General features: G+C 62.8%; 15 protein-coding genes. 7 read left to right on the top strand and 8 right to left on the bottom strand.

The genetic code is table 11. From position 1 onward, the window contains the following. Positions 1 to 42: 42 nt before the first annotated feature. Complete coding sequence (locus BACI9J_RS21245; RefSeq protein ID WP_159736112.1) at positions 43 to 1,515, top strand: GH25 family lysozyme; 1,473 nt, start codon at positions 43 to 45, stop codon at positions 1,513 to 1,515. Between the two features lie 63 nt (positions 1,516 to 1,578). On the opposite strand, the gene BACI9J_RS21240 is transcribed toward BACI9J_RS21245, so the two are convergent. Next, a complete protein-coding gene (locus BACI9J_RS21240; RefSeq protein ID WP_159736111.1) occupies positions 1,579 to 2,934 on the bottom strand; it encodes a uracil-xanthine permease family protein in 1,356 nt (451 codons plus the stop codon). Positions 2,935 to 3,017: 83 nt separating this feature from the next. Continuing rightward, a complete protein-coding gene (opgC, locus tag BACI9J_RS21235) occupies positions 3,018 to 5,525 on the bottom strand; it encodes an OpgC domain-containing protein (protein ID WP_159736110.1) in 2,508 nt (835 codons plus the stop codon). A 203-nt stretch (positions 5,526 to 5,728) separates the two neighbouring features. Here opgC and BACI9J_RS21230 point away from each other — a divergent pair, with 203 nt between their 5' ends. After that, complete coding sequence (locus BACI9J_RS21230; protein WP_159736109.1) at positions 5,729 to 6,334, top strand: malonic semialdehyde reductase; 606 nt, start codon at positions 5,729 to 5,731, stop codon at positions 6,332 to 6,334. Positions 6,335 to 6,396: 62 nt separating this feature from the next. On the opposite strand, the gene BACI9J_RS21225 is transcribed toward BACI9J_RS21230, so the two are convergent. Then, positions 6,397 to 7,869 (bottom strand): MFS transporter, encoded by a 1,473-nt coding sequence (locus BACI9J_RS21225; RefSeq protein ID WP_159736108.1) that lies wholly within the window; start codon positions 7,867 to 7,869, stop codon positions 6,397 to 6,399. 106 nt (positions 7,870 to 7,975) lie between these two features. Here BACI9J_RS21225 and BACI9J_RS21220 point away from each other — a divergent pair, with 106 nt between their 5' ends. Together BACI9J_RS21220 and BACI9J_RS21215 are read left to right on the top strand one after the other, a co-directional pair. Beyond that, entirely contained in the window at positions 7,976 to 8,629 is a 654-nt protein-coding gene (locus BACI9J_RS21220; protein ID WP_201296637.1) for a TetR/AcrR family transcriptional regulator, read from the top strand. A 252-nt stretch (positions 8,630 to 8,881) separates the two neighbouring features. After that, a complete protein-coding gene (locus BACI9J_RS21215; RefSeq protein WP_159736107.1) occupies positions 8,882 to 9,397 on the top strand; it encodes a 2'-5' RNA ligase family protein in 516 nt (171 codons plus the stop codon). A 3-nt stretch (positions 9,398 to 9,400) separates the two neighbouring features. Here BACI9J_RS21215 and pgm read toward each other — a convergent pair whose 3' ends face one another. Together pgm and BACI9J_RS21205 are read right to left on the bottom strand one after the other, a co-directional pair. Further along, positions 9,401 to 11,062 (bottom strand): phosphoglucomutase (alpha-D-glucose-1,6-bisphosphate-dependent), encoded by a 1,662-nt coding sequence (pgm, locus tag BACI9J_RS21210; protein ID WP_236558804.1) that lies wholly within the window; start codon positions 11,060 to 11,062, stop codon positions 9,401 to 9,403. Positions 11,063 to 11,308: 246 nt separating this feature from the next. Then, positions 11,309 to 12,064, bottom strand: a complete 756-nt coding sequence (locus BACI9J_RS21205; RefSeq protein WP_159736105.1) for an SDR family NAD(P)-dependent oxidoreductase — start codon at positions 12,062 to 12,064, stop codon at positions 11,309 to 11,311. Positions 12,065 to 12,282: 218 nt separating this feature from the next. On the opposite strand from BACI9J_RS21205, the gene BACI9J_RS21200 reads away from it, so the two are divergent. Next, entirely contained in the window at positions 12,283 to 12,909 is a 627-nt protein-coding gene (locus BACI9J_RS21200; protein ID WP_159736104.1) for a DUF4190 domain-containing protein, read from the top strand. Between the two features lie 90 nt (positions 12,910 to 12,999). Here the strand turns inward: BACI9J_RS21200 and BACI9J_RS21195 are convergent, their stop codons facing one another. From BACI9J_RS21195 to BACI9J_RS21185, 3 genes are all read right to left on the bottom strand, one after another. Continuing rightward, positions 13,000 to 14,499 (bottom strand): peptide MFS transporter, encoded by a 1,500-nt coding sequence (locus BACI9J_RS21195; protein ID WP_159736103.1) that lies wholly within the window; start codon positions 14,497 to 14,499, stop codon positions 13,000 to 13,002. A 74-nt stretch (positions 14,500 to 14,573) separates the two neighbouring features. Continuing rightward, positions 14,574 to 16,010, bottom strand: coding sequence for an amidase (locus BACI9J_RS21190; RefSeq protein WP_159736102.1), 1,437 nt, complete (start codon positions 16,008 to 16,010; stop codon positions 14,574 to 14,576). Beyond that, positions 16,003 to 16,746 (bottom strand): peptidase E, encoded by a 744-nt coding sequence (locus BACI9J_RS21185; protein ID WP_159736101.1) that lies wholly within the window; start codon positions 16,744 to 16,746, stop codon positions 16,003 to 16,005. Before BACI9J_RS21185 ends, BACI9J_RS21190 begins: the two co-directional genes overlap by 8 nt. A gap of 153 nt (positions 16,747 to 16,899) precedes the next feature. Between BACI9J_RS21185 and BACI9J_RS21180 the strand changes: the two genes are divergently transcribed. Next, positions 16,900 to 17,226 carry a rhodanese-like domain-containing protein gene (locus tag BACI9J_RS21180; RefSeq protein ID WP_159736100.1) on the top strand — a complete coding sequence of 109 codons (327 nt, stop codon included), beginning with the start codon at positions 16,900 to 16,902 and terminating at the stop codon, positions 17,224 to 17,226. Between the two features lie 32 nt (positions 17,227 to 17,258). Continuing rightward, complete coding sequence (gene pheA / locus BACI9J_RS21175) at positions 17,259 to 18,191, top strand: prephenate dehydratase (protein WP_159736099.1); 933 nt, start codon at positions 17,259 to 17,261, stop codon at positions 18,189 to 18,191. Positions 18,192 to 18,260 lie beyond the last annotated feature (69 nt).

The following is an 18,260-nucleotide window of genomic DNA, read 5'->3' as shown; positions in this document are numbered from 1 at the left end:
TGGGGGCGCCGGTTCCTCCCGCACCCCCGAAGGAATTGTCGAATGAAGTTCTCCCTGTCCAGCTGCTCACGTTTATTGAAAACCTCAGGCAGACCGCCGGGAAGCGGGTTCTCCGGCGCAAAAGCCCTGGCTGGTTTGCTCACCAGCGTGGCTCTCGCTGCAGGGGCAGGGGCAGGGACGGCCAACGCGTCCGAAGAATCGCCCGTAGTCCGGAACGACCACGCCATGGGATCCACAATTCGTGGTCATGAAAGCGCAGACCAAATGTTCTCCACGCAGGCCATACAGTCCGCTTCGTCCATGCCTGGTGTGCCCGGTATGGACGTCAGTAGCCACCAAGGGGTGGTGGACTGGACCAAGGCCGCGGCCAACGGGGCCAAGTTTGCGTACGTCAAAGCCAGCGAGGGGACTGAATACAGCAATCCATACTTCGCCGACCAATACGCCGGAGCCGCTTCTGCGGGAATGCTGCGCGGCGCTTACCATTTCGCACTCCCCAACGCGTCGTCCGGTGCAGCTCAAGCCAACTACTTCCTCAAGAGCGGCGCAGCCTGGTCACCGGACGGCAAAACACTGCCTGCTTTGCTGGACCTGGAATACAACCCGTATGGCAGCGCTTGCTACGGAATGACCCCTGCTGAGATGGTTTGGTGGATCTCCGACTTCTCCACCACCATCCTGTCGCGAACCGGCCGTCTTCCTGCCATCTACACCAGCACCGACTGGTGGAACGGGTGCACGGGTATGGCCGATGGATTCGGCAACCACCCTTTGCACATCGCAAGGTGGTCAGCCACGCCCGGAGTGCTGCCCGCTGGTTGGAAGGCGTACACCCTGTGGCAGCACGCCGATTCCGGTGTGTTCCCGGGTGACCAGAATGTTTTCAACGGAACGGTCCAGCAGTTGGCAGCCTTCGCCGCCAACCCGGGCCCCATCTTTTCCGACATAACCGGCGGACAGTTCACCACCGAAGTCAATTGGCTCGGGTCCCGTGGCATTTCAACAGGATGGACCGAGGCCAACGGAGCCAGGACCTACCGGCCCCTGGCCCCAGTTGCCCGCGACGCAATGGCCGCTTTCCTGTATCGCTTGGAAGGCAGTCCGGAATTCAACGCTCCCACGAAGTCGCCGTTTACGGATGTTGCCACCACTAACCCGTTCTACAAACACATCACGTGGCTTGCCAGCCAGGGCATCAGCACGGGGTGGACTGAGGCAAACGGGACCAAGACGTACCGGCCGCTTGAACCGGTAGCCCGCGACGCCATGGCCGCGTTCATGTATCGACTGGCCGGTTCGCCCGCTTACACGGCGCCAGCGGAATCACCGTTTACGGATGTTGCCATTACTAACCCGTTCTACAAGCAGATTACGTGGCTTGCCAGCCAAGGCATCAGCACCGGGTGGACTGAGGCAAACGGGACCAAGACGTACCGGCCGCTTGAACCGGTAGCCCGCGACGCCATGGCCGCGTTCATGAGCCGCTTCGACGCCAAATACGGGAGCAGCCAGTGATGATTGCAGCGGAAGTGGCGCATCGTCTTGCGATTCCCGCCCTTTCCGGCATTGAGGCAGCCCCTACTTCCCCTTCTTCCCGCCCCGCTTAGCCGCAGCGTTCATGGCCGACTTCATTGCAGGCGGCAGCCCCGCCGTCTCGGTTTCCGGCTCAGCGACGGTCCCGCGCCAGCGAGCCAGCCCCTTCATGCCGTGGTAGATCACCAGTGCCGCAGCGGAACCAAGAGCGATGCCCGTGAACTTCAGCTCGCCAATGGTCCACGTGTAGTCAGCGATGCCGATGATCAGGGCAACAGCAGCGGTGGTCAGGTTGATCGGGTTGGAGAAGTTGACCTTGTTTTGCACCCAGATCTTCACGCCGAGCACACCGATCATGCCGTACAGCATGGTTGCTGCGCCGCCCAGCACGCCGGCCGGGACGGTGGCAATCAGTTCGCCGAATTTCGGGGAGAAGCTCAGCAGGATGGCGAACATGCCGGCCACCCAGTAGGCCGCCGTCGAGTAGACCTTGGTGGCGGCCATGACGCCGATGTTCTCGGCATAAGTGGTGGTGCCGGAACCGCCGCCGAAGCCGGCAAGAACCGTCGCGGCGCCGTCGGCCATCAGCGCGCGGCCGGAGACGGCGTCGAGGTTCTGGCCGGTCATGGCGGCCACCGACTTCACGTGCCCCACGTTCTCAGCCACCAGAACCAGCACCACTGGCACGAACAGGCCCACCACGCCGATGTGGAATTCAGGTGTTTGGAACAGCGGCAGCCCAATCCACGCGGCGGCGTCCATCTTCTCGTAGGACACTTCACCTCGCATCATGGCCACGAGATACCCCACCACAACCCCTACCAGGATGCTCAGTCGTCCGAGGATTCCGCGGAACAGAACTGAGACCAGGATGATGGTCACCAGCGTGATCAGCGCGGTGACGGGGGCGGCGTCGAAGTTGTTCTTCGCGGCCGGCGCGAGGTTCAGGCCGATCAGCGCCACAATGGCGCCGGTGACGATTGGCGGCATCAGCCGGTTGATCCACTCGGCGCCAAACTTCTGTACTACCGCACCAATAAGCGCCAGTACGACGCCGGCAAGCACCACGCCGCCTAAGGCGCCACTGACGCCGTACTGCTGCTGCGATGCCATAATGGGGGCGATGAACGCGAAGCTCGAACCCAGGTAACTGGGCACACGGCCCTTGGTGATCACCAGGAAGAGCAGTGTGCCGATACCCGAGAAGAGCAGGGTGGTTGCCGGGGGCATGCCCGTGATGATGGGGACCAGGAACGTGGCGCCGAACATGGCAACCACGTGTTGCATGCCGATGCCGATGGTCAGGGGCCAGGCGAGCCGCTCGTCGGGAGCCACCACGTGGCCGGGGCGAATGGACTTGCCGTTGCCGTGGAGCTTCCATTTGATGCCGAGCATGCTCATGGCGGGGCCTTCCTCAGAAGAGTTTTGGGATTCGGTGCAACATTACCGCCAAATGCCCGCCCGCATGCGTCCGTAGAGGAGGCTTACCGCGGGACCAGTTTGAACAGGAACTCGGTTTTGACCATCACCCACAGGGTGGCGAGCAGCGCGATGTACACGGCAGTGTTCAGCCAGAGGTTTCCATCCCGCAGGGCAGGGATGTTGGCAATGGCCACAATGAAGAACACGTGCATGATGAACACGTAGAGCGTGGCCTGGCCCAGAGGAATGAAGAACCAGCCGACAGCACGTGACAACGGCTTCCAGAAGGCACTCAACAATGCGTACAAGGCGATGGTGATGAGGAAGACATTCAGTACCCGCCCCGGGCCGAGGTAGGTCCGGCTGAAGAAGGTGTCGTAAACGTACCTGAAGGTTGCCTCGGGGATCAGCGCGAGACGAACGTCCAACTGGTTGGTCAGATAGGGACCGCTCCAAGAGAAAAGGGCACAAGCTGCTGCCAGGAAAATACACGCTCCAAGCAGGAGGCGTCGCCGTGGGTCACCGAACCACTCAATGATCTGACGCCGATAAAACCCTGCGGTCATCCCCGCAACGAACAGGAACTGCCATACGAGAAGCGGGAACGAGTCCTCAAACTGTGAGGGCAGCAGGCGGAAGCGGAAGACTGAGCCTGCAATGTAGAGGCCAACACTGAGCATGAGGACCAGCCACGTAAAACCACGGGAAAGCGCCACAAGGATCAGCGGGCTGATGAGCAGCAGGACCACGTAAAGCCCCATGATGTTGAACTGCCACGGCCCAACTTGCAGCAAGAGGAGAGCCGGAATGAGACCTTGCGGGACCGGGAACTGCAGCAGCCCCTCCATCCCGGCGTAGAGGTCATACGTTGTGCCCGCAGCTGCGCGTCCTGCCCCGCCGGTTCCTTGATCGGTAAAGGTTGTGACCGCTGCGGCATTGATGAAGGGAAGCAGGCTCAGGCCGTAAACGATCAGGACCACGGCCAGGGCCGTGAAGTACAACTTCCAGGCGCGTTTAGTGGTCCCATCCACAACGTCGCCAAGGTTAGTAGCGATCCGTGGTCCGTAAACCATTCCCAGGACCACTCCGGAGAGCATCACGAACAGTTCCGCCCCGGAGACTACTCCTATGGTCTCTTGGCTAAGTAGTTGAAACACTGAGTTGATGCCCACATGGTTGACCACAACAAATACGATGGCGAGCCCGCGGAGCATGTCGATCCGCGCGTCCCGCTTGCCCGTGCCGGTGTAGGACCACTTGCTGGCGAAGGCCCGGGAGGACAACAGCCACAACGCCGCAACAGCAACCAGCACAGAGCCGGCTGAAGCCCACGCGGCCCAGCCCTGAATGACGGTCCCCTTCTTCGGCTGTGGAGCTTCAAGACCGGGCACGTCCTCCAAGCCCTTCTCAGTAACGGGACCAAGGGTGAGGCCTGAGGTGTCCAACGAGGTTCGGAAGGGGTCTGCCAGTGAGGGCTCCGCCGTGGCCCTCCAGTCGATGGGCACCCGCCCCGGTTCCCGCACATCCGTGGTTTCATTCCAAACCACTGCCCGGACAGCCCCGTTACCGGGCTCGGCTACCGAGGCGAACACCTGGTGCCACCACGTTTGCTTGACGTCGAGCTCGCCGGCGCCACCGGCTCCGGGTGAGAAGAAGGCACCGCTCTCCACCAAGAGCGGCTTGTTGCGGGCCTGGGCGTAGATGTTGTAAAAATTGTCGGTTCCGGCCTCACCGGAGTTTCTGCTGCCGGACCCATGCAGCGCGTCATTGAACTCTCCCGCCGCGGGCTGGGTGTTGTTGGCCGCACCGGAGCCGGTGGTGTCGTGATAAACGGACAGGCCAACCCAGTCCACCACATCATCGCCCGGATAGTAGGGCTCGAACGCGGAATCATCCTGATCCCACATGCCGTTCCCGCTGGTGTCAAGCGAGGTGAGGGGCACACCCTTGGGAGGGGCGGACGTTGCTACCTGGAAGGGGTAATCTTTCTCAGCTGTGGGAGACCACACCATCACCGGATCCGGCAGGGTAGCCCTGAGCGCTGCCGCAACCTTGTCAAAGGCAGCCCGGTAAGCCTCAGGCTGCTGCCCCCAGCTGACCCACGGAGCGTTCATTTCCGGTGCGAAGCGGACGAACACTTTCCCTCGGAAGGCGGCCGCCGCCGTCGTGATTTGACGGGCAAAAGCGGACGCGACGTCGTCGTCGATGTCCTTCAGGTCGATCCCGGGGCGGACCGTAAGCAATGCGTGCGAGCCTTGGTCTGCGACCTGGGAGAAATAGCCCTTCAAGTATTCCCGGCCGCCATCGTCCAAAGGCATGGACACGTTCTGGCCGTAGAGGGCCGCCGGCTCACCGAGCCGCTGGGCGTAATCGGCTGCTGAATCCTTGTCCCAGTCCAACAAAGCACCAAAGAAACGTGTTCCGGAATCCTCGACGCCCGGCTGCTGCTGCACGGAACCCCGGGTCTGAGCCGAGGCCCGAGCCTGACCGCTTGGCATCAGGAACATCATCAAAAGCATGACAAGAACAGCCAGCGCCCGCTGACGGGCCGCTAAGGGAAAGGTAGGCATCAGGCCCCTTCTGGTGTCGTCAATCCCACGGCTGAATGTCCCCAACACGGGTGGCAGCTCGTATGCATGATGCTACCGACTTTTGCGCTGTGCCCAACGTCACGGGCCGTCATGGGAAGAGGACAAGGGAAGTTGAAGTTGCAACCATGGAAAGCAGAAGTGCCCGGCCGGCTCAGGGTCAGGCCAAGCGAAAGGTTCACCAAATGACGATCGCCCACGAAGAAGCAGTCATTGACGCCGCAGCAGTCGACGCCATTTTTGCCGAAGCCCGCACCGCCAACAGCTTCGCCGGTGAAGTCACCGACGAGCAGGCACGAGCCATCTACGAGCTCACCAAGTTCGGCCCCACCGCGTTCAACTCCCAGCCGCTCCGCGTGACCTACGTCCGCTCGGACGAAGCCCGCGCCAAGCTGGTGGACACGCTCTCCAACGGCAACAAGGCCAAGACCGCTTCCGCGCCGCTGGTAGCCATCCTCTCCTACGACACCGACTGGCAGGGTCAGTGGGACAAGTTCCTCCCCGCCTACGGCGCGCCCAAGGCCATGTACGACGCCGACCCCGCTTTCGCCGCTGCTACGGGCAACAACAACGCTCATTTGCAGGCCGGCTATTTCATCCTGGCCGTTCGCTCGCTCGGTTTCGCCGCCGGCCCGATGACCGGTGCCGACTTCTCCGCAATCGACGCCGCATTCTTCCCCGCCGGCGATCAGAAGAGCTTCCTGGTGGTCAACATCGGACAGCCAGGCCCGGACGCCTGGGGCGAAGCCAAACCCAAGTTCGCCTACGACGACGTTGTTCGCACCGTCTAAGTTTTCTCAGCAAAAATGCCCGCTCACGATCCTGTGAGCGGGCATTTTGCATTCACCGGTCTTTAGGAAGCTTCGTCGAAGTCATCGATGCCCGCAGCTTCAGCATTCCGGCGGCGCTGGACACGAGACGGCACCACCAAGGCTGCGAGGAGGGCCAGCACGCCAACTCCTGCCGAGACCCAGAAGCCCATGGTGAAGGCATCGTCCGCAGGTGCGCCCTGCGGGGTGATGTTGGAGGAAATGAGTGCTGCGATGACTGCCGTGCCAATGCTGCTGCCGATGGTCCGCAGCACTGTGTTGGCGCTGATGGCCTCGCCGGTCTGCGTCGCCGGAACACTTTCAACAATTGCGTTTGATGTTGCCGCGAGAGCCATTCCGATGCCAATGCCAGTGAGGATTCCTGAGAGAACAATCTGCCATTCCTCACCATGTCCCAGTGCCGGAATGACGAAGGCGAAAGTGACGGCCACTGCACCAAGGATCATGGGAATTTTAGGTCCCACCTTGCGGATGAGGGCACCTGCGATGACACCGGAGATGACCATGGCGACGACGGTGGGAAGCAGATAGAGACCTGCCTCGCTGACGGTTTTGCCGAAGCCGTAGCCAAGGACCGTGGGTAGCTGAAGAATCGTGGGAACCAGGACGAACGTGCCAAACATGGCGAATCCGAAGGCCAGCGCCACGATGTGCGCGGTCCACACGCCCCGGTTGCGGAACAGCCGGACATCGATCAGCGGTTCTGCCACCCGCAATTCCACCAGGACAAAGGCGATCAAGGCGATACCGCCACCAATGAGTAGGCTCAGCGTCTTCACATCGCTCCAACCCCACGTCTGCCCCTCGCTGATGGCGAGCAGCACGGCCACCAGGCCCACGGAGAGGATGCCGGTGCCGAGGAGATCCAGTTTGCCAGGGGTTTTGACGGGTGATTCGGGCATCCCGAAAATCGCTCCGAGGAGGGCAATGAGCACAAGGCCTGCGGGCAACCAAAACAGCCAGTGCCAAGATAGGGCCTCAACGATAGGACCGGCTGCGACAATCCCGACGCCGGCGCCGATGCCGAAGATCGCGGACAGCAGGCCGATGGTGACGCTGACACGCTCCTTGGGAAGTTCATCGCGGACAATCCCGATGGAAAGCGGCATCACTGCACCTGCCGCCCCTTGAAGAACACGCCCAATGATCAGCACCGTCAGGTTGGGGGCGATGGCGGCGAGAACTGCGCCTGCCAAAAGCAGCGAGAGAACAACGATCAGGACCTTGCGCTTACCCACCATGTCGCCCAAGCGTCCAAGGATGGGTGTGAGCACCGAAGCGGAGAGCAGATAAGCCGTGAGCACCCAGCTCGCATCGCTGGTTGAAACGCCCAGGTCCTTTCCGATGGTCCCCAACGCCGGCGCAACCAAGGACTGGAGGACGGCGAAGGAAAGACCTCCCAGGGAAAGGTAGGCGATGATGGCCGAGCCACGTTTGCGGTGAGCCTCCGGCCCCCGCGTGGAGGCGCTCTTGGGGCGCTCAATGGTGCTGGACATGGTTCTCCTCGGGCATGTAAACGATTGATTACATTGACTGTAAGCGTCGATGGTTGCCTATGTCAACAACCGTTTACTTGTGGGTTTGTCCGGCTAGAGTGGGGGTGTGGGCAATGAAGTACAGGAACCAAGAACACTCAACTTCGCGGCATCCTTGGCGGAGGACGAGTTGGTCCGCTCGGGACGGGACGCGCACGTCACCCGTCGGGCGCTGGTCCGTGCCGCCCGCAGACGTTTCGCCACGGAGGGCTACCGGGCCACCACGGTCCGGCATATCGCCGCAGATGCAGGCGTCAACGTCGCCCTCATCAACCGATATTTCGGTTCCAAAGAGGGACTCTTCGAAGCATGCATGAGCCGTACGGTGGACGAGCTCGATCCCAATATCAGGCCGCGGCCAGGCAGCGTGGACGAAGTCATTGCCCGGCTTCTGACCCACGTAGTCGAAGGGCCCAACGCCGACGATCCGCTCCAACTGTTGCTCCTGCTGCGTTCATCCGGCGATGAGAATGCCGATGCAATCCGCCGAAGGACCCTCGAACACTTCACGGAGCAGCTCGCCGCGGCAGCCGGATGGCGCGCTGAAGACGCCCATTCCGGGCCGATTCTCCTCCGCGCCCAATTGGCCATCGCCCTGATGCTCGGGCTGGTGATGCTCCGGACGGCCACGGAGGTGCAGCCTCTGGCCTCGGCTTCGGCCGATCAACTCACCGAACCCCTGGAGCAAGTGCTCCGCGTGCTGCTGGACACCCGGGACTAGCCGAACGCTCTTTCACATCCCTCGGGCTTGAGGCCAGCGCTCGCGCACATCCCTCGGGTTTCACAACAAATGTTGGAATCGCCTTGAGGGTGTCGGGCAATGGTGGGTGCGAGAGGGATCGGGATTTGCGCCCGGGATGTGCGCGAGGGATCGGGATTTGCGCCCGGGATGTGCGCGAGGGATCGGGAAAGCGGCCCGGGATGTGAGCGGGGGTTCGTGCCGGGCGGGCGGGGCCAGTGGCAAACTATGCCTATGCGGAACCTCATTTGGGTGGCTTTCACGGAGCCCGTCTCGCAGGGGCTGGTTTTTCCGCGCAGCGACTGGCCGCTGCACATCACGCTGTTAAGGTTCGACGTCGGCGCTGACGTTAGTGCCGACGTCGCGGATGTATTGGCGAACCTTGCCGAAGCGCCCGTCAAAGGTGCGCTGGGCACCAGGCTGTGGGTGGGCGAAGAAGCGGGTTTCGGGCACCTCGGTTCCATTCCGGTGAGCCTGATCGAACGCAACCCCCTGCTTCAAGGGCTGCACGAGGAAATTGTGGAGGCGGCAGCGGGCGTTGGAGCCAGGATTGCTACCCCTAACTACATCCTTGAGAACTATCGGCCGCACATCTCGCACCACGACGGCAAGCGGCCCAAGCCCGGAGACGTCGTCGTGCTTGACCAGGTAGCGCTGGTGGACATGGCGCCCGAAGGTGACCACAGCATTCGCCGTATCCTCAGGCTCTGGACGCAGGAAGCCCAGAGCCTGAGGAAGGGGAGCAGCTGAAAGCTAGGCGATAACGCCGTCTACCAGCGCCTTGGCCTCTTGCTGCACCTGAGCCAGGTGATCCGCGCCCTTGAAGGACTCGGCGTAGATCTTGTAGACGTCCTCGGTACCGGACGGGCGTGCCGCGAACCATGCGTTCTCTGTGACAACCTTCAGGCCACCGATCGAAGCGCCGTTGCCGGGAGCCTCGGTGAGCTTGGCCGTGATCTCTTCACCGGCAAGGGAAGTCGCGGTGACGTCCGCAGCGGAGAGCTTGCCCAGCTTGGACTTCTGCTCGCGGGTGGCCGCGGCGTCAATGCGGGCGTAAACGGGTGCGCCGAACTGATCGGTCAAGCCCTTGTACAGCTGTGAAGGCGAAGACCCTGTGACGGCAGTGATCTCTGAGGCAAGCAGTGCGAGCAGGATGCCGTCCTTGTCCGTGGTCCACACGCTGCCATCAAGCTTATTGAAGGACGCGCCGGCGGATTCTTCGCCACCAAACGCGCCCTCGCCGGACAACAGCCCGGGCACAAACCACTTGAAGCCCACAGGAACTTCAACCAACTTGCGGCCAAGCCCGCCCGCAACGCGGTCGATGATCGATGAGGACACCAGGGTCTTTCCCACCACGGACTCCGGGTTCCAGCCGCTGCGGTTCCGGTACAGGTAATCGATGGCGACGGCGAGGTAGTGGTTCGGGTTCATGAGGCCACCGTCAGGCGTCACGATCCCGTGGCGATCGGCGTCGGCGTCGTTACCGGTAGCTATGTCATAGGCGGAGGTTCCGTCAGCACCAGTGGCCATCCGCTTGATCAGGGACGCCATGGCCGACGGCGACGAGCAATCCATACGGATCTTCTCGTCCCAGTCGAGGGTCATGAAAGCCCACTGCGGATCAACGGTGGGGTTTACAACCGTGAGATTGAGCTGGTGGCGCTCGCCGATTTCACCCCAGTAGTCAACAGAGGCACCACCCATGGGATCTGCTCCGATGCGGACGCCTGCGTTGCGGATTGCCTCGAGGTTCAGCACGGAAGGGAGGTCATCCACGTAGCTGCTGAGGAAGTCGAACTTTCCGGTGGTGTCAGCGGCAAGGGCATCATTCAAAGGCATGCGCTTGACGCCGCGCAGGCCGTTCTCCAGCAGCTGGTTTGCGCGGTCGGCAATCCACCCGGTGGCGTCCGTGTCCGCCGGGCCGCCGTGGGGAGGGTTGTATTTGAAGCCGCCGTCGCCCGGCGGGTTGTGGCTGGGGGTGACCACGATGCCGTCCGCCTGGGGAGTGCCCGGCGCGGCTTCGCGGTTGTACTTAAGGATTGCGTGGCTCAGTGCCGGGGTGGGGGTATAGGCGTGGCGGGCGTCAACCAGAACGGTCACGCCATTTGCGGCAAGTACCTCCAGTGCAGAGTTTTGCGCCGGCTCGCTGAGGGCGTGGGTGTCGCGCCCGATGAACAACGGCCCGGTGATGCCCTGACGGCCGCGGTACTCAACGATTGCCTGCGTGATCGCGAGGATATGCGGCTCGTTGAAGGACGCCTTCAAGCTGGATCCGCGGTGCCCGGACGTACCAAACGCCACGCGTTGCGCAGGGTCACCCACATCCGGAGTCACGTCGAAGTACGCGTCCAGCAGGGCTGTGATGTCAACAAGGTCCTGGGGAAGGGCAACTGTGCCCGCTCGGCTAGCCATGGGGTCCAGCATGCCAGACCACGGCCTCTGCTGACACGTAATGTCCGCGGATCCGGCCCCTGTGACGCCGAATGGCGCCGGTCCTGCCGGGAAAATCCGGCGAAAACGGCCTGGCCGGCAAAGATTCACTCCTTGTTAAGCCCCGGCTGCTAGCAAAAAAGATTCGCCCCGCCCTGCCCCTGAACTCAAAAGTGCAGGATCCGAAAAGGACCAACAGGGGCAGGCGGAGCGAAAAATACCAAAGAGCTAGACGGCGGTGTAGCCGCCGTCCACCAGTACGTAGGAGCCGGTCATGAAGCTGGCCTTGTCCGACAGGAGGAAGGTAGTGACGTTTGCGACCTCTTCCGCCGTGCCAAGTCGGCCGAGCGGGTGCTTCGCTTCAAGTCCGCTGACAACTTCCTTTGGAGCAGCGGCCAGCAAGGGAGTGTCAATGTAGCCGGGGCCCACAGCATTGACGCGAAGCCCCTGCGCGCCGTATTCGGCAGCAGCATTCTTGGTCATGCCCACCACGCCGTGCTTGGCGGCGGTGTACGCGGCGTTGCCGGGTGCGGCTACAGCGCCATGGATGGATGCCATGTTCACAATGGCGCCTTCGGATGCTCCTGCGGCAAGGATGGCCGGGACTTGGTAACGCATTCCGTAGAGAACGCCGCTCAGGTTAATGGCGATGACGCGGTCCCAGTCTTCGATGTCGATCTCTCCAACAGGAGCGCTGGCGCCGCCGATGCCGGCGTTGTTGACGGCGTAATTGAGGGCTCCGTACGTTTCCACTGCGAAGTCCACCGCCTTCTTGCTGTCCTCGGCCACAGCTGTGTTGCCTTGGAACGGTACTGCTTTGCCGCCGTCGGCCGTGATCTGCTCGGCAACGCGGGTGGCGGCGTCCAGGTTGAGGTCTACAACGACTACGTTGACGCCGTTCTTCGCGAGGTCCTTGCTGATTGCTTCCCCGAGACCGGAGCCTCCGCCGGTGACGAGCGCGGTTTTGCCTTCGAAGTTACCCATGATTCCTCCTTTGCGGGACAGGTCCCGCAGATTTCGTTAGTGAGCGCTGTTTACGTCGCTATGGATGAAAACCAAGTCCGCCTCGGAAAAATTCCATGCGTATGCATGAATGTGATGATCCTCGCATTCGGGGCACACGCGGGGAACGCACGCTGCCTTCTGTGGCGCCCCCAGCGGCGGTAGTGTTGGGAGCAAAGACCACATTCAGGGGGATACCTATGTCAGACCAGCCATCAAAGGACAACGAGGACAAGCCCGCAGGCTACGAACCGCCTCAGTACGTCCCGCCCGCACAGTTCAGCGCGCCGGAGTCGAGCACTCCCCAATTCAGCGCGCCGGAGTCGAGCACGCCTGAACAGGGCGCACCGGGATACGGCGCACCTGAACACGGCGCGAACGCCACCCAGCCGCTCCCGCCGTACGAGCAGAGTGCGCACGGCCAGAACCCGTACACGCCGGGCGATTACAGCCAGCAGCCCCCTTCGCCGTACGGCCAACCGCCCAGCCCGTACCAGCAGCAGGCGTTCAACCAGCAGCCTTACGGTCAGCCGCAGTCACCCTACGGCCAGCCCGCTTACTACGCCATGCAGGCCGAGCCCAAGGGCCTGAGCATTGCCAGCATGTGCTGTGGCATCGCCGTCTACGTTGGCTTCGGGTTCTTCATCCTCCCGCAGATCGCCGCCGTGATCCTGGGCCACCTCGCCCTGAAGCGTGAGCCCGCCGGCAAGGGCATGGCGATCGCCGGCCTGGTGATGGGCTACTTGGGCGTGGTTCTGGCGCTGATCTTCATCATCTTCATTGTTATCGGCATCAACGCCTCAAACAGCAGCCGTTACGGCTACTGAAACGCGTACGACGGCGGCCCTTGCCTCAGGTGGAAATCCCACCGGAGGCAAGGGCCGCCGTCGTTAGGTGCGTGACGTCAGCCGAAGGGGCTAGCGAACGCCGCCCATCAGCTTCTTGATAGCGGGCGATGCCGCAGCCAAGCCAACGGCCAGGACCACAGCCACGCCGCCGATTCCCAGGAAGTACGGGAGTTCATCCTCGGGGTTGTACAGCCCGGCGAGGATGCCGGCCAGCGTGGTGCCGAGTGAGACGGACAGGAAGAACAGCGCCACCATCTGCGTGTGGAAGGCCTGCGGGGCGAGCTTGGTGCTCACGGACAGGCCGATGGGGGAGAGGAACAGCTCCGCCAAGGTGAACATGAACAGGATGCCCACAAGCGCGAGGAGCGGGGTTTTGCCCTCGCCGGCCAGCGGGATGAACGCCAGGAATGCCAGGCCCATGATCAGCAGGCCCGCAGAGAACTTCAGCGGGGAGCTCGGCTGCTTGGAGCCCAGTTTGGTCCAGAGGGCAGCCATGACGCCGGCGAAGATGATGATGAACACCGGGTTGATGGACTGGACCCAGGCAGCCGGCATTTCCCAGCCGAACAGATTGCGGTCCAGCTTCTCCTGCGAGTACACGGCAATGAACGTGAACTGCTGCTGGAACAGTGCCCAGAACCCGGCCGATGCGATGAACAAAGGGATGAAGGCGATCACGCGCTTGCGCTCCACGCCGGTAACCAGCGGGCTACGGAAGATCAGGAACAGGTAGATCACTGCGGCGCCGATTGCGGCGTAGGCCATGCTGCTGGCCAGGTTGTTCGCGTTGACGAGCCCTGTGCCCAGCAGGACGCCGATGACGATCAGGATGGCCAGGAAGATCAGGCCGTATTTGGTGCGGTCCTTGGCCGGGAGCGGGTTGGGAACGCGGTGGGCTTCCTCGGGGAGCCTCTTGCGGCCCAAGGAGTAGATGACCAGGCCGATCGCCATGCCCACGGCTGCTGCGCCGAAGCCTACGTGGAAGCCGTAGCTCGTCTGCAGCCAACCGGTGACCAGCGGGCCAATGAGGCCGCCTATGTTGATGCCCATGTAGAAGATGGAGAAGCCCGCGTCACGGCGCTCATCCTTCTCGCCATACAGGCTTCCAACCAATGCGGTGGCGTTGGCTTTCAGGCCACCGGAGCCGATGCCAACCAGAACCAAGCCTGCGATCAGGCCCGGAATGCCGGGCAGGAGTGCCAGTGCGATGTGGCCGGCCATGATCATGATGGCCGAGCCGAAGAGAACCTTCTCGGAGCCGAAGAGGCGGTCGGCGAGCCAGGCGCCGAGGATCGTGGACAGGTAAACGCCACCACCGTACGCGCCCACCAAACCGGCAGCGAGACCCTGGTCAATGGAAAGACCGCCCTGCTCGGCGGTGAAGTACATGTAGTAGAGCAGGATTCCCTGCATGCCGTAGAAGGAGAATCGCTCCCACATTTCCACGGAGAAGAGGCTGGCCAACATCTTTGGGTGGCCGAAGAATGACGTATCGCCCGCTGGCTTCGCGGACTCAGCCGTGGTTTGAGGTGTGCTCATTTTCTTAATGCTGGCACTGACTGCGGGCATTGTCACATCGATGAATGCCCGGGGCAACTACTTTCCATATGTTAGACGGGCCGCTCAGCGTGACCTGTGCGTGGCTAGCGGGTCTCGAGGACGGCTGCGAGCTGGAGAAGCAGCAGTTCAGATCCCGGCCGGCCAATGAGCTGGATCCCCATCGGCAATCCAGCGGCAGTTGTGTGCACCGGAATACTGATGGCCGGAAGCCCGCAGACGTTCACCATGGAGGACCACGGCGCATACTGGCACTGCCTCTTGTAGTCCTCATCAGCGTCGCCGGCCCACTCACTCGGCCACTGCTCGCCGCTGTGCCCGCCACCGGTAAACCAGCCGATCGGCCTCGGTGTCTGCGCCAGGGTGGGCATGAGGATCAGGTCCCACTCCGCGTATTGCGCCACGGTATCGTGCTCGAACTGCCGCAGGAAACTCAGTGCCTCGTTGACCTTCGACGCGCTTCGCTGTTGGGCACGACGCCGGAAAGTCCGGGTCAGCGGTGTCAGCAAGGCCTCGCGCTGGGGTGCTATCCGTGCACTTCCGACGCCGGCGGTCCAGGCTGTGGTGAACGCGTCGGGATAGCGGTTGTCATAACGGATTGCGGCTTCGCTAACGCTGTGACCGGCCTTCTCCAGCAGCTTGGTCCCGAGTTCCAGGGCGTCAACCGCTTCTTCCTCGATCTGGAACGGGTAAATACCGGCCCACGGACTGTCCAAGCTCACGCCGATTCTCAGGGGTTCCGGCGCCCGCCCAACACTGGCGAGGTATCCGCCGTCGGGCGCTTGATCCCGGGGAGCCAGCGCGTCCATCAGCAGTGCCGCGTCCGCAGCCGTCCGGGCGAGCGGTCCGGCGACGACGAGTTTGGCGGCATCACCCGCGCTTGCACCCGATGGCACCACGCCACGGCCCGGCTTCAATCCCACCAATCCACAGGCTCCTGCCGGGATCCGGATGGAGCCGCCGCCGTCGGTCCCCGGCGCAAAGGGGACCAGTCCGGCAGCCACCGCGGCAGCGCTTCCGCCCGACGATCCACCGGAACTGCGTCCCATGGCGTGCGGATTTCGCGACGGCGGTGCCACCCGGTTTTCGCTGTAAGCCGTGAGTCCGAATTCCGGAACCTGGGTCTTGCCAAGTGAGATGACGCCTTGCCCCTTCAACGTTGCAGCGAGAGCGCCGTCCTCCGGGGCGGGCTTGTGCTCCAGCGCCGCACTGCCGTGCGTGGTGGGAACCCCCGCCACGTCGGTGAGGTCCTTGAAAGCCACGGGCATGCCGTGAAGTAATCCGAGCTCCTCTTGTCTGTGCTCGCGGACCAGCCTCGTGTGCAGTCGATCTGCGTCCTCGGCGTGCCTAAGGGCTCGTTCCGCTGTGACAGTGACAAAAGCGCCAAGCTGCTTGTTTCCGGACTCGATCGCCGCCAGGAAGTGCCCGGTGGCCTCGCGGGCTGAAAGCTCACCCGAAGCCAGGGCATCACGGAGTTGAACCGCGCTGAGACAAGAAACGTCCGTCTTGTAAGTATCAGCCAAGGAAACGTGGCTCCAACCGTTCCTCCACAGCAACAGCGTCCACGCTCTCGCCGGCGCCCGCGGTCACCCGGAAGGCAGCCTTGTTCTTCACCTCGGACACCACCTCCACAAGTTCCGTGCCACGGTAAACCAGCCCAACGCCGTCGTCCGTGCAGTGGGTCTCGTCCAAGGTGCCGTTGGCCACCAGTTTGTGGATGGCCGGGGCGCGTCGCAGCTCGGAGTCGTAATGGACACCATTGGCATACGGGAGAAAGCCGAGCGCATTGGTGACGGGCTGCAGTTCAGGACCAAAGGAATCGGTCACACCGCCCTGATACCAACAGATGGAACCCGCGGACACGCCGGCCAGGACCACTCCGCTTTCCCACGCCTTCCGCAGGATTCCGTCCAGACCGTGTGCCCGCCACACAGCCAGCAGGTTCACCACCGATCCGCCGTTCACCCACACCACGTCCTGTTCCAGGAGGTGCGCTTCCGGGTCCTCGATGTTGGGCATGGTGAAGAGGTTGAGGTGGCTGAAATCGAAACCCGCAATGCGTGCGGCCTGGTCCATTTCCGCAGCCCACCACCGCTGGTCTCCGGATGCCGTGCCAAGGTGCGTCACGCGCGGCGCCCGGCCGCTCACGCCGGCCAAGTCCACTGCGTAATGCATCAAGTGATTGAACTCGATCCTGGTCCGATCACCCGGTTTGTAGCCGCCGGATGTCGCCAGGATGGTGGGTTGCTTAGCCGGCATGGGTGCTCCTAACGGGCCGATGGCAGGGATGCGCTTCCGTCCCAGTCTTAACGCCCGGGCGCCGGGAAGCAAGGGCAGGGGTCTTTGACGTTACGGTGGCACGCCTCGGGGACTAGGCTGGATGCTGGACTTAATCGATGGGAAGGGAACGCCATGAGCGACTTCGATACCGTACCTGTGGGCGACATTCCGGCAGATGCCAGCATTCTGGACGTCCGGGAAGACTACGAATGGGTGGCCGGGCACGCTGAAGGTGCACTGCACATCCCCATGGACCAGCTGCCCGCGCGCCTGGACGAACTCGATCCGGATGACGATCTCTTTGTTATCTGCCGCACGGGAGGCCGGTCATTCCGGGCCGTCCAGTGGCTTGTGGGGCAGGGCTACTCTGCCGTAAACGTGGCCGGCGGCATGGACATGTGGTTCGAGGCCGGAAAGCCCATGGTTTCGGACAACGGCCTCAAGCCGGTTGTTCTCTAAGCCACGTATATAACCAGCAAGGAATATCTCGAATGTCGGCAGTGACCTATACCTTCCTTGGCCCTGAGGGAACCTTCACCGAGGCAGCCCTCATGCAGGTACCAGGGGCTGCCGATGCCACCCGGATTCCGTGCACCAACGTCAACACCGCCCTTGATCGGGTCCGGGCCGGTGAGGCTGATGCCGCCATGGTGCCAATCGAGAACTCGGTGGAGGGCGGGGTTACAGCCACCTTGGACGCGATTGCCACAGGCCAAGAGCTCCGGATTATCCGTGAGGCCCTTGTTCCCATCACTTTCGTGCTCGTGGCGAGGCCCGGCGTCGAGCTTTCCGGGATCAAACGGATCTCCACCCACGGCCATGCCTGGGCCCAATGCCGTCTGTGGGTGGACGAGCACCTCCCGCACGCCGATTACGTCCCGGGATCCTCGACGGCGGCGTCCGCCATGGGCCTGCTGGAGGACGACGCTCCCTACGACGCCGCCATTTGTGCCCCGTTGGTTGCTGCAGGACAACCCGGCCTCAACGTTCTGGCCGAGGATATCGGCGACAACCCCGAGGCTGTCACCCGCTTCATCCTGGTGAGCAAGCCCGGCCTGCTTCCGGACCGCACGGGCGCGGACAAGACCACCGTGGTGGTGCCGTTGCCGGAGGACCACCCGGGCGCGCTCATGGAAATCCTGGACCAATTCGCATCCCGCGGCGTCAACCTGAGCCGCATCGAATCGCGGCCCACCGGCCAGTACCTGGGCCACTACTTCTTCAGCATCGACGCCGACGGTCACGCCACCGACTCTCGGGTGGCTGACGCGCTTGCCGGCCTCCACCGGATCAGTCCCGCAACCCGGTTCCTGGGCTCCTATGCCCGGGCAGACAAGCAGCCGGCCGTGGTTGCGCCACACACTTCCGACGCGGCTTTTGCCTCGGCACACGCGTGGGTGGATTCGATCCTCAAGGGCTCCTAGCCGCAATCCACAGGCAGAACGGCGGCCCTTTCGCAAGGATGCTTCTGTGCGTATGCTTGCCTGATCCAT

It is taken from the genome of Arthrobacter sp. 9V (genome assembly GCF_902506065.1).
Lineage (GTDB): Bacteria > Actinomycetota > Actinomycetes > Actinomycetales > Micrococcaceae > Arthrobacter.
The sequence above is the reverse complement of the archived record's forward strand: the minus strand, read 5'-3'. Positions and strand labels throughout refer to the sequence as shown.